This is a genomic window from Novacetimonas maltaceti (genome assembly GCF_002906255.1).
Lineage (GTDB): Bacteria > Pseudomonadota > Alphaproteobacteria > Acetobacterales > Acetobacteraceae > Novacetimonas > Novacetimonas maltaceti.
In genome coordinates this window covers 21298-33996 of record NZ_POTC01000033.1, presented here as the reverse complement: position 1 = coordinate 33996, position 12699 = coordinate 21298, and the positions used below count along the sequence as shown (strand labels likewise).

The window sequence follows — 12699 nt, the reverse complement described above, 5'->3', positions numbered from 1 at the left end:
AACCGGGAAAGCCGCTCTTCAACATCAAAAAAACCAGGCTGCTTCATATCGCCATTCCCTCAATCAACGCAGAAGAAATAGAATCATACAGAAGACCTCAAAACCAGGGGGTTTTTAGAACCCTCCAACTCCTGAACCTCGTGGGCACGACCTATGAGGGGACGGGCGCGCCGAAAATCCAGTCATTCGGGTCCAGCGGCGCGCTTGCCAACCAGTTTTCCGGCCGGGTGGGACTGGAATACCAGGTCACGCCCGACATCATGACCTATGTCGATTTCCGCCGTGGCTTCAAGCCGGGTGGCTTCTCGGCAAACATGACAAGCGTTTCCGCGCAGTTGCGTCCCTTCAAGCCTGAACAGGTGCTGAGCTATGAAGGTGGGTTCAAGACATCCTTCATGCATGACCGCATCCGCTTCAATGCGGCGGGGTTCTATTATGATTACCGTGACCAGCAGCTTCTGGGCACGATTGTCGTGCCGCAATATGGCACGGAAGGCACGTATGTGAATGCGCCGCGTTCCTACATCTATGGCGCGGAATTCAATGCGATGCTCCGCCCCTTCCGCGGCATGACGCTGACACAGAATTTCGGCTACCAGCATGGCGTGTACAGCCAGTACCAGGGCGTGAACAAATCCGCCACCACCGACCTGTACAATGCGACCGGGCAATGGACCGCGGTAAATACCAATTACAATGGCGCCTCCATGGGGCTGGCCAACCTGACGCTCAGCGGGTCCGCGACCTATACATGGAAAGTACTGCGCAACTACCGCATGACCTTCGATGTCGATTACAGCTATCGTGGCGCGCAGACCCAGCCGCAATATATCGGCTATGGCGGGTATTACCGCGCACCGGCCTATTTCCTGGTCAACAGCTTCCTGACATTCTCCGCCCCGCAGCAGCACTGGTCCGTCACCGTTTACGGGCAGAACCTGGCCGACCGGCATTACTGGCTGTCCGGTGGCACGCAGTCCACCTTCTACTCCGTCATACCGGGGAACCCGCGCTTCGTGGGTGCGCGCATCAACTACACCTACTGATTCATCATGTCCGGGCATGCCATCGGGACGCGCTCCGGTGACAGCACGACAGGCAGGGAACATTGAACGGATGCATGGTGGAAACGACGCCTGCGGAGCCCGTGCGGTCGCGCGCTGCACCGAGCTGGGCCGCGCGCCATATTCCCAGATGGAGGGCGGCCTGTTCCGTCCCTATCTTGGCCCGTCCTACCGCGCAACGTGCGAACGTCTTGCGCAGTGGATGCAGGATGCGGGCATGGCCACCCGCATGGACGCGGCGGGCAACCTGATCGGCCGTTACGGGGGACAGAGCCCCGATGCGCCGGTGGTGCTGATCGGTTCGCATATCGACAGCGTGCGCGATGGCGGTTTCTTCGACGGCATGCTGGGCGTGGTGCTGGGGATCGAGGCGGTGGCCCATTTCGCAAGGCAGGGAAAGCGGTTTCCCTTTGCACTGGAAGTCATTGGCTTCGGTGATGAGGAAGGCTCACGCTTCCCGCGCGGGATGCTCACATCCCATGCCGTGGCTGGCGTGCTGGAATCCCCTGACCCGGACATGACGGACTGCATGGGGACCGCGACACTGGCCACCGCCCTGCGGGAATACGGTCTGGATGCCAAACGGATGCACATGGCATCGCGCCGGGATGACCCGGTCGTTGCCTATGTCGAGGCGCATATAGAACAGGGACCGGTGCTGGAGGCCGAAGGCCATGCCCTTGGGGTGGTCAGCGCCATCGCAGCACAGCACCGCTATCGCGTGACGCTGTGCGGCATGGCGGGACATGCGGGCACCGTGGCCATGAAACTGCGCCGTGACGCGCTGGCGGGAGCGGCAGAGATCATCCTTGCGGTCGAGCGCGTGGGACGCGCGGGCGGGGACGGACTGGTCGCGACCGTCGGTTCGCTGGAGGTAGCACCCGGTGCGGCCAATGTCGTGCCCGGCCACGTGGCGTTCACCATTGACGTGCGTGCCGGGACAAATGCCACGCGCGATGACGCGGCGCGCGAAATCCTGCACATCGCCCATCAGGTGGCAAAGCGGCGCGGACTGGGGATGGATGTGGTGCTGCAGCAGGACCTCGACGCCACACCGTGCGGTCCGCGCCTTACGGACCTTATGAAGCACGCCGTGCGCGCGGTGACCCATACCCCTGCACGACTGCTGGTCAGCGGCGCGGGACATGATGCGATGGTCATGGCGCATCTGGCGCCGGTTTCCATGCTGTTCATCCGCTGTGCCGGGGGGATCAGCCACAATCCCGCTGAATCCGTAACCGATGCGGATGCCGGCCTGGCCCTGCGGGCGATGACGACCTTTATCGGACTTTTTGAAAGACGTTTCGGATGACCCAGACATTTTACGGCCAGATCAACCCTCCCGCCCGGCTTCTGATGGGGCCGGGGCCGGTCAACGTGCACCCGCGCGTCCTGCGGGCCATGGCCGCCGACATGCTGGGCCAGTTCGACCCGGAGATGACGGGCTACATGAACCAGACGATGGACCTCTACCGTCAGGTTTTCATGACCGAAAACCGCTGGACCTTCCTTGTGGACGGCACGGCCCGCGCCGGGATCGAGGCGTCGCTGGTCTCCCTGATCGAACCGGGCATGAAGCTGCTGATCGTGCGCGCGGGCCGGTTCGGGCTGCTGCTGTCGGAAATCGCGCAGCGGATCGGCGCGGAAATCGCAACACTGGACATTCCATGGGGCGAGGTCGCGACGCTGGGGCAGATCGAGGATGCGATCATCACCCACCGTCCGCATGTACTGGCGTGCATCCATGGCGATACCTCCACCACCATGGCCCAGCCACTCGACGGTGTGGGGGCGCTGTGCCGCAGGCACGACGTGCTGTCCTATGTTGACACCACCGCCACACTGGGCGGCATGGAGGTCGCGACCGACCGCTGGGGCGTGGATGTGGTCAGCGGCGGCCTGCAGAAATGCATGGGCGGCCCGCCGGGTTCAGCCCCCATCACCATTTCCGACCGCGCGGCGGAACACATCTTCGCCCGCCGCCATGTGGAAGCCGGAATCCGCGACAGCAACACGCGTGATGGCACGCGTGCGCGCATTCCCTCCAACTATTTCGACCTCGCCATGGTCATGGATTACTGGTCCGAAAAGCGCCTGAACCACCATACCGAGGCAACCAGCATGCTGTACGCAGCGCGCGAGGCCGCCCGCATCGTGCTGGAAGAAGGGCTGCAGGCCCGTTTTGCCCGTCATGCGGCCGCCTCCCGCGCGATGGGGGCGGGCCTGCGTGCGATGGGACTGACGCTGTTCGGGGATGACAGGTGCCGCATGACGAACGTCACCGGCGTTTACATTCCCAAGGGCATTGATGGCGAGAAGGTGCGCAGTCGCATGCGCGATGATTTCGAAATCGAGATCGGCTCCGCCTTCGGCCCGCTGCAGGGCCGGATCTGGCGCATCGGGGCCATGGGCTACAACGCCGGGAAGTCAAAGGTGCTGCTCACCCTTGGCGCACTCGAAGCCGTGCTGCGCGGCGAAGGCCATGCCTTTGCCGCTGGTGCGGGGGTGGATGCGGCGCTGGCGGCCTACAACAGCAGCAACGATGCCGCCAGCCCACATGTGAGGTAACGGCACCCAGCCCTGCCTGACGGAGAAGGGACCGGGCAGGCCGCCCGGTTTACCTGGGGACGATCAGGTGCAGCAGGGACGCCGCCCCGAAAAACACCGCAGTGCTCAGTGACCAGATCGCAATGAACCATGCGATCCGTGTACCGGTCCGTGGGGGCGCGTCATCCCCGTTCCCACGGACAATCTCAGTGATACCCATCGGTCTGTGTCACCTTTCCGCGAAAGACATGGTAGGAATAGATCGTGTAGGTCAGGACGATCGGCAGCAGGATGACCGTGCCGACCAGTTGGAAGAGCTGGCTGGAGGGCGGGGACGACACGTCCCACAGTGTCAGGCCCGGCGGAACCGCATAGGGCCACACCGTAATCCCCAGCCCGGACAGGCACAGGAAGAACCAGCCCAGTGCGCACAGGAACGGCCCCTTCGAATGCCCCCTGCGCAGCCCCATCACGAACAGGACGGCCAGCACGACTACCAGAACCGGCACGGGGGCGACAAACACGATGTTGGGCCAGTCGGTCCAGCGGCGCAGGTACGGTGCGTGCAGCAGGGGCGTCCACAGGCTGACGGCCACGATGCCGATGAACAGGCCCACGGCCAGCCGGGCGGCCCAGCGGCGGCAGGACGCCTCCAGCACGCCGGTGGTGCGCCAGATCAGCCACGTTGCCCCCAGCAGGGCGTATCCGCACATGACCGACAGGCCGCACAGGATGCTGAACGGCGTCAGCCAGTCGAACGGCCCACCGGCAAAGGCCCCGTCGACAACCCTGATCCCCTGCACCACGCCGCCAAGGATCACACCCTGGCAGAAGGCGGCGATGGCGGAACCGGCCATGAAACCGGCGTTCCACACCCCTTCCCGGCCCGTCCCGCGCATCATGACACGGAATTCGAACGCCACGCCACGGAAGATCAGGGCCAGTAGCATCAGCACGATTGGCAGGTAGAAAGCTGGCAGCAGGGTAGCGTAGGCACCGGGAAAGACGCCGTACAGCACCGCCCCGCCCAGTACCATCCACGTCTCGTTGCCATCCCACACCGGGGCGATGGTGTTGACCATCACATCCCGGCGGTCCGGGTGGCGTTCAAGCGCGAACAGCATCCCGATGCCAAGGTCAAAGCCATCAAGGACGACATAGATGGAAATGGCGGCCACCAGTATGACGGCCCACACGATGGGAAGCCAGTATGCGAAGTCCGTCATGGCTCAGGCTCCTTTGCCGGAAGAAGGATCAATCACGCCCGGAAGCGTGCGGGCCGCCAGGATATCGGGCGCATGGGCGGGACTGGTGTCATGTTCGCCTTCCTGCGGCGCGCGCCCCAGCACACGGACCAGAATTCCCAGACCGGAACCAAACACGAGCACATAGACCACCACGAATGCCGTCATCGAAAACGCCATGGACGACAGCGCGACCGGCGATACGCTGTCGGATGTGCGCAGCAGGCCATAGACCGTCCATGGCTGACGGCCGACCTCCGTCGTGATCCACCCGCACAGCAGCGCGAGAAAACCCGCAGGCGCCATGCAGAGTGCCACACGGTGGAAAACCGGGTTGGTGAACAGGGTGCCGTTCCTGCGCAGCCACAGCGACCACAATCCAACCAGCATCATCAGCATGCCGAGTGCCACCATGATGCGGAAAGAGAAGAAGATGACCGGTGAAGGCGGCCGCTGGTCACGCGGAAAATCCTTCATGCCCGGCACCTTGCCATTCAGGCTGTGCGTCAGGATCAGCGAACCGGCCAGCGGCAGTTTGATGGCATAATCCGTATGTTCGGTCTTCATGTTGGGAATGCCGAACAGCAGTTCAGGCGCATGGTCTTCCGAAACCCAGTCCCCCTCCATCGCAGCAATCTTGGCGGGCTGGTATTTCAGCGTGTTCAGGCCATGCGCGTCGCCCGCCAGTATCTGCAGGGGCGCCACGATCGCGGCCATCCACATGGCCATGGAAAACATGACCCGCACCGGTTCGCAGGCGCCCTTCCCTGCCCTGCGTGCCCTGAGCATATGCCACGCCGCCGTTGCCCCCACGATGAAGGCAACGGACAGGAAAGCCGCCAGCCCCATATGCACCAGACGGAACGGAAAGGACGGGTTGAAGATGATGGCCAGCCAGTCGGCAGGCATGAACCGCCCGGTGGCCGGGTCGATGGTATAGCCACGCGGTGTCTGCATCCATGAATTGGACGACAGGATCCATGTCATGGAGATCAGGGTGCCGACCGACACACAGCATGTGGCGGCAAAATGCAGCCTGCGCCCCACCCGGTTCATGCCAAACAGCATGACACCGAGGAAGCCTGCCTCAAGGAAGAAGGCAGTCATGACCTCGTAGGACAGGAGTACACCCGTGATCGGCCCGGCCTTTTTGGAAAAGATCGACCAGTTGGTGCCGAATTCATACGACATGACCAGTCCCGAAACGACACCCATGCCGAAGACGATGGAAAACACCCTGATCCAGTATCGGTACAGGTCAAGGAATACAGGCCGTCCGGTCCTGAGCCACAGCCCTTCCAGAACAGCCAGATAGGCTGCAAGTCCGATTGAAAAGGCTGGAAAGATGATATGGACGCCTACTGTAAAGGCGAACTGGAAGCGCGCCAGAAGGAGCGCCTGGTCGTGTGCATGCGGCATCGATACTTTCCAAAACTCATGTCGGGCGTAACAGAAATCATAAGTGACTTCCCGGCATAGTGTTCCCGCAGGCCATGGACCGGCCTGAAAGGTCGATGCAGGCCCCGGTGTCGTGGAACACGTCGTAGGTCAATCAGGCGCATGCCGTCCAAGACAGATTATACATGAGGTCATAAACAGCATTTATCACTGCGGGATTGTTAAGGCCCGGCCGGTTACGGGGAAACGTGGGCATCAGGACAGGACTGATGACGGATCTGAAAATATTTTTACCACATCACATATTTTCATATATGGATATGACCGGTCCAGCGTTCCTGCCTTCGGCCTGCACAGGGGCGGACAGAGCTTTTTTCGGAGACCTGCGGCGTCTGCATTCCTGATCATTGGGAATGGCGGTGCCTGTTTTCGGTCCGTGAACCGGCAGATGCCCCCGGACCTGCATGCGCGGCGCGCAACTTCCACCTGACAGGCGCGTATGTGCGGCCGGGGAACACAGGGCATGTTTCATGCCACAGGAATCCTGCCACCAGTCAACACCTGAAATCCATTCTACGTGCGATACATTTTTACTTCATGGTATGGAGATGTACAAATTACAACCAGTTCAGGGTGAATGAATTATTCACGAACTTGTGTCATTCATGAACCAAATCTTTCCCGTCCACAAATCGATACACATCCTGTTCCTGACAACCAAACCCGTGACCCCAATCGTCCGGGAAGGGAGAGCAGACAATGTGTGTCATCACGACATACGCCAAGAATCAGAACAAGTCTGCAATAACATGGAATGACTTTCCCGCCCTTATCAGGCTTGTGGCCGTTACGGTGGGAATGCTGTTCATCAGTTGCACGCTCACTTCCGAAGTATTGGCCCAGACGGAAACCGCCAAGACCGCCTTTACGACCCATTACGACCCGACAGCCTTTCCCATGACCGAAATGGGACAGGTCGCAATCGGCCCGCTCGTGCCAATGCTGACCGCAACGCCCCACCTGTTCGGCAACTGGGGCGGGATACAGCCATGGCTGACAAACCGGGGCATTTTCCTCAATGTCACCGTCAATGAAGAATATATGGCCAACATTACCGGCGGCAAGCAGCGCGCCAACGTACTGGCCGGTCAGGTCGCGGCAGCCCTGGACATAGACTGGCAGCGTCTTGCGGGGATTCCGGCCTTCTGGACCCATATGCTGGTCGTCAATGGCCATGGGAGCAGCCTTTCCAACGCCATGGGGGATTCAGTAACCAATCCTGAAGAAATCTATGGCGCGCGCGGCAACGTGGTTGCCCACCTGGTGGACATGTATGCCGACAAGGGATTCCTGCGTGACCGCATCATCCTTTCGGTCGGTGTCATCCCGACGGGAAGTTTTTTCAATCAGGATTATCTTGCCTGTTCGTTCATGAACGTATCGGCATGCGGCAATCCCGCCCCTTCCAAATACGTGCCGGGCGGACGGGACTGGCCATCGGGCAACCTGGGGGCGGTCCTGCGGGTGCGCCCCACGCTGCGGACCTATATCATGGGCGGCATCTTTGCCGTCAGTCCCCATGCCTATAACGGCGGCATCTCGGGCTGGGCGCTGGGACAGGACGGGTTGGGAAAGCTTTCCTCCCAGGTCGAAATCGGCTGGAGCCCCTCCTTTGGCAGGCACCACCTGCTGGGGCACTACAAGATCGGGTACTGGTATGACAATTCCCGCTATCCCAACCTTTATGCCGACATAAACGGCAATTCATTCCAGGCGACAGGGCTGCCACGCCGGTATGAAGCTGGCATGAACGCGGCGTGGCTGATGTTCAACCAGATGATCCACCGCAGCGGAGACGGACTGGCGAACGGCCTGATCGTGATCGGCGGCGTTGACTACACGCAGGGCAGCGAGGTGGCCATGCGCGACCATGAATGGATCGGCCTGCTGCAAAGCGGCACGCCATGGGGCCGCCCGCTGGATCAGATAGGCGTCATGTTCCAGTATATGGAAATGAGCCACACCGTGGCCCTGCAGCAGGAATCCTCGCTTGCGCTTGGCCTGCCCTACCTGCCCAACCAGTGGGGCGCCGTCTATGGCATCCAGAGCCATGAAAACGCCTGGGAAGCCTTCTACAGCATCCATGTGGCCCGTGGCACGGCCTTCCAGCCGGATTTCCAGTACCTGCAGCGTCCCGGGGCCACGACAACCTTCCATGATGCGGCGGTCATCGGGTTCCAGTTCACCACCAATCTCTGAAATGCGGACAGAGACGCTGTGAAAATAATATTTCCGGGATCGTGGAACATTACTGTCCGGACATAACAACAAAAAAAGGAATGCAGCATGACGGATTACGTGGGCGCGATAGACCAGGGCACAACCAGTTCCCGGTTCATGATATTCGACCGGAAGGGAACCATCGTTTCCGTCGCGCAGAAGGAACACCGCCAGATCTATCCCCAGCCGGGATGGGTTGAACATGACCCGATAGAAATCCTTGAAAATACCAATGAAATGATCGGCGCCGCCATGGCGCGGGCCAACCTGGGGGCAGGCAGCCTGGTGGCGGTGGGCATCACCAACCAGCGCGAGACCGCCGTCCTGTGGGACAGGACAACGGGCCTTCCCCTGCACAACGCCATCGTATGGCAGGACACCCGCGTGGACCAGTTGGTCAGCGAATATGCCCGCGATGGGGGGCAGGACCGCTTCCGCGCCATTACGGGCCTGCCGCTGGCAAGCTATTTTGCGGGCCTGAAGCTGCGCTGGCTGCTCGATAACGTGGACGGCGCGCGGCAGAAGGCCGAAAGCGGGCAGGCGCTGTTCGGCACGATCGATAGCTGGCTTTCATGGAACCTGACAGGGGGCGTCAGGGGCGGCATCCACATTACCGACGTGACCAATGCCTCGCGCACGCAGTTGATGGACCTGAAGACCTGCGCGTGGGATGAGGACATGCTCAAGGCATTTTCCATCCCCCCCGCCTGCCTGCCCCGCATCGTGCCTTCATCGCAGGTGTATGGCACGATCACGATCCCCAGCCTGCAGGGCACGAAACTTGCCGGCATCCTGGGTGACCAGCAGGCGGCCCTGGTGGGACAGACCTGTTTTTCACCGGGAGAGGCCAAGAACACCTATGGCACCGGTTCGTTCCTGCTGATGAACACCGGCACCGACCCGGTCCAGTCAAAGGCGGGGCTGCTAACGACGGTCGCCTACCAGTTCGGCACGGAAAAACCCCGTTACGCGCTGGAAGGTTCCATCGCCATTACCGGCGCGCTGGTACAGTGGCTGCGCGATAACCTGAAGCTGTTTGACCTGGCGACACAGATCGAGCCGCTGGCCCGCAGCGTGGCGGATAATGGCGGCATTTACATCGTGCCCGCGTTTTCCGGCCTGTACGCGCCGTACTGGAAGGAGAATGCCCGCGGGGTCATCGTGGGACTGACCCGCTATGTCACGCGGGCGCATTTCGCACGCGCGACGCTGGAGGCGACAGCCTATCAGGTGCGCGATGTCGTTGCGGCCATGGAGGCGGACAGCGGCATCGTACTGAGCAGCCTGAAGACGGATGGCGGCATGGTGGCGAACGAACTGCTCATGCAGTTCCAGGCCGATATCCTCAATGTTCCGGTCGTGCGCCCCAAGGTGGTGGAAACGACCGCGCTGGGTGCGGCCTATGCCGCGGGACTGGCCGTGGGTTACTGGAAGAACATCGATGACCTGCGCGCCAACTGGGAGGTGGACCGCACCTGGCAGCCCACGATGCCGCCGGAACAGCGTGAGCGCTACCTGGCATGGTGGAAGAAGGCAGTACAGAAATCCTTTGACTGGGCCGAATGATTTGGCTCAGGCCAGATATGCAAGGAAACAGGCCAATGAATCGGGAATTCCTGGGCGAGCTTATTTCCGAAGCTCTTGCCGTATTCATCATCATCGCCTTTGGTGATTCCGTGGCGGCGATGTATCTCCTCTATGACCCAAGCCCTTACCTGCATGCCTACTGGGGCGTGTGCATCGTATGGGGGCTGGGCGTTACTGTTGCCATCTATGCCACCGGATCGGTTTCGGGCACGCATGCCAACCCCGCGGTCACGCTGGCGCTGGCCACCTACCGTGGCTTTCCATGGAAAAAGGTCGTCCCCTACTGGCTTGCGCAGATCGTGGGGGGCTTTGTGGGGGCGGCGCTGGTTTACGCGCTGTATTACCCCGTCATCAACCATTTCAATGACGTGCACCAGTTGACCCGCGCCGGTGGTGGCGGCGCGGGCGTATTCTTTACCGCGCCCGCGCCGGGCATTACCGTCTGGCATGCCTTCAGCGATGAAATCATCCTGACCGCCATACTGGTATTCGGCATCTTTGCCATTACCGAACAGTATAACGAAATGGCGCCCGGCGCCAATTTCGGGGCGTTGATCATCGGTTTCCTGGTCGCGGCCATCGGCGCCTCCATGGGGTATCTGGAGGCATGGGCCATCAACCCCGCCCGTGACCTTGGCCCCCGTATGTTCGCCTATATTGCAGGCTGGCATGAAGCCGCCCTTCCGGCCGTGGGCCATTACTGGTGGGTGCCTGTCGCCGGTCCCCTGATTGGCGGCGTGCTGGGGGCAACGGCCTATGAATACCTGATCTACCCGTTCCTGCCCGCGCAACTGCGCGCGCAAAAGGCCCTGCAGGGCAAGGTCGTGGAAGAGACATTCATTGTCGGGGAATGAAGAACGCCCACCCGTGAGCGGACAGGCCCGCCGCCCCGACATGAAGGAATGGATACGGTAGATGGATGTTGTCATCGGCATTGATGTGGGAACCGGCAGTGCGCGTGCGGGCATTTTCACACTTGATGGCCGCAAGCTGGGCGCGGGGGTCACGCCAACCCGCACTTGGCAGCCGCGCGCTGATTACATGCAGCAGTCCTCTGCTGACATATGGCGCGCGGTATGCGACAGCGTCGCCCTTGCCATGCCCATGGCACGGGATGCAGCGGGAGAAGCGCTGGATGTGCGTGGCATCGGGTTCGACGCCACCTGCTCGCTGGTGGTGGTGGGACCTGATGGCCAGCCACTTTCCATCGATGTTGACGGTGCGCCCGGGCAGGACGTGATCCTGTGGATGGATCATCGCGCCATGGCCGAAGCGGCCGAAATCAATGCAGGCCACCACGATGTCCTGCGTTACGTGGGCGGCGTGATTTCACCGGAGATGGAAACGCCCAAGCTGCTATGGCTCAGGCGTCACCTGCCCGACATGTTCGCGCACGCCGCCCTTTTCCTTGACCTGCCGGATTACCTGACCTGGCGCGCCACGGGGTCCGCTTCACGCTCACGCTGTTCGACCGTGTGCAAATGGACCTACCTTGCCCACGAAGACCGTTGGGACGACGCCTATTTCCGCGCCATCGGCCTTGGCATGCTGGCTGATGAGGGTTACCGCCGCATCGGTACGGACATCAGGCCGCTTGGAGAGCGTGTCGGCCACGGGCTGGATGCGCGGGCGGCCATGGAACTCGGCCTTCCGGCAGGCACTCCCGTCGCGGTTTCCGCCATTGATGCGCATGCGGGCGGCATTGGCGTGATCGGGGGCATGACCGGGGACAGACCGCCCGACTTCGACCGCCGCCTGGCGCTGATTGGCGGAACGTCAGGCTGCCATATGGCGGTCTCCCGCGAACCGCGTTTCGTGCCCGGTGTGTGGGGCCCCTACCGCGATGCGATGCTGCCCGGCATGTGGCTCAACGAGGCGGGCCAGTCGGCCACCGGCAGCCTGATTGACTTCCTCATCACGACCCATCCCGCCACGCCGGCATTGCGCCAGCAGGCCGAAAGGGACGGCAGGACCGTCTATCAGGTCCTCAACGACCTGCTTGTCGCCTCCGAAGGCGACGGGCCTGCCGGTGTGCTGACGAAAGACCTGCACGTCATGCCGGATTTCCACGGCAACCGTTCCCCCCATGCCGACCCTACCCTGCGCGGCATGGTCTGCGGACTGGGGCTGCATGCCACGGCGCAGGATCTGGCGTTACTGTATCTGGCGACGGTGCAGGCCCTGGCCTATGGCACCCGCGATATCGTGTCTGTGCTGAACAGGCAGGGCTATGCGATCGATACGATCATCGCGACCGGCGGGGGAACGAAAAACCCCGTGTTCGTGCGTGAACACGCCAATGCCACCGGCTGTCGCATCCTGCTGCCCGAAGAACCCGATGCCGTATTGCTGGGCAGCGCGATACTGGGAGCGGTGGCAGGCGGGGCATATCCGTCGATCCGGGATGCCATGACCGCCATGACGCGCATCCGGGCGGAGATACGGCCCTGTCCCCGCAGTGCCGGTTTCCACGACAGGAAATTCAGGGTCTTTACCCGGATGTATGCCGACCAACTCCATTACCGGCAGATCATGAACAAATAAGGCAGGCATTAGGGGAACCGGAACGCGACCGTGGC

9 protein-coding genes are annotated in these 12699 nt (G+C 61.7%); 7 read left to right on the top strand and 2 right to left on the bottom strand.

Annotation, left to right across the window (positions count from 1 at the left end):
- Positions 1-140 precede the first annotated feature (140 nt).
- The 3 genes from KMAL_RS11495 to KMAL_RS11485 all read left to right on the top strand — a co-directional run bounded on the left by KMAL_RS11495 (position 141) and on the right by KMAL_RS11485 (position 3632).
- Entirely contained in the window at positions 141-1046 is a 906-nt protein-coding gene (locus tag KMAL_RS11495) for a TonB-dependent receptor domain-containing protein (RefSeq protein ID WP_239020100.1), read from the top strand.
- A 70-nt stretch (positions 1047-1116) separates the two neighbouring features.
- Positions 1117-2376 carry an allantoate amidohydrolase gene (locus KMAL_RS11490; RefSeq protein ID WP_110095846.1) on the top strand — a complete coding sequence of 420 codons (1260 nt, stop codon included), beginning with the start codon at positions 1117-1119 and terminating at the stop codon, positions 2374-2376.
- On the top strand, positions 2373-3632 hold the full coding sequence (locus tag KMAL_RS11485; protein ID WP_110095845.1) for a pyridoxal-phosphate-dependent aminotransferase family protein: 1260 nt from the start codon (positions 2373-2375) through the stop codon (positions 3630-3632). The genes KMAL_RS11490 and KMAL_RS11485 overlap by 4 nt, the downstream gene beginning before the upstream one ends.
- Positions 3633-3817: 185 nt before the next feature.
- On the opposite strand, the gene cydB is transcribed toward KMAL_RS11485, so the two are convergent.
- Together cydB and KMAL_RS11470 are read right to left on the bottom strand one after the other, a co-directional pair.
- The gene (cydB, locus tag KMAL_RS11475) at positions 3818-4837 is read right to left on the bottom strand and encodes a cytochrome d ubiquinol oxidase subunit II (RefSeq protein ID WP_110095843.1); all 1020 of its coding nucleotides are present in this window, start codon (positions 4835-4837) and stop codon (positions 3818-3820) included.
- A 3-nt stretch (positions 4838-4840) separates the two neighbouring features.
- Positions 4841-6274, bottom strand: a complete 1434-nt coding sequence (locus tag KMAL_RS11470) for a cytochrome ubiquinol oxidase subunit I (RefSeq protein ID WP_110095842.1) — start codon at positions 6272-6274, stop codon at positions 4841-4843.
- 738 nt (positions 6275-7012) lie between these two features.
- On the opposite strand from KMAL_RS11470, the gene KMAL_RS11465 reads away from it, so the two are divergent.
- The 4 genes from KMAL_RS11465 to KMAL_RS11450 all read left to right on the top strand — a co-directional run bounded on the left by KMAL_RS11465 (position 7013) and on the right by KMAL_RS11450 (position 12664).
- Positions 7013-8512 (top strand): carbohydrate porin, encoded by a 1500-nt coding sequence (locus tag KMAL_RS11465; protein WP_110095841.1) that lies wholly within the window; start codon positions 7013-7015, stop codon positions 8510-8512.
- A gap of 87 nt (positions 8513-8599) precedes the next feature.
- A complete protein-coding gene (gene glpK / locus KMAL_RS11460) occupies positions 8600-10099 on the top strand; it encodes a glycerol kinase GlpK (RefSeq protein ID WP_110095840.1) in 1500 nt (499 codons plus the stop codon).
- Positions 10100-10134: 35 nt separating this feature from the next.
- Positions 10135-10974 carry an MIP/aquaporin family protein gene (locus KMAL_RS11455; protein WP_110095839.1) on the top strand — a complete coding sequence of 280 codons (840 nt, stop codon included), beginning with the start codon at positions 10135-10137 and terminating at the stop codon, positions 10972-10974.
- Positions 10975-11035: 61 nt separating this feature from the next.
- Positions 11036-12664: an FGGY-family carbohydrate kinase gene (locus tag KMAL_RS11450; RefSeq protein WP_110095838.1), complete on the top strand. Its 1629-nt coding sequence runs from the start codon at positions 11036-11038 to the stop codon at positions 12662-12664.
- Positions 12665-12699: the final 35 nt, after the last annotated feature.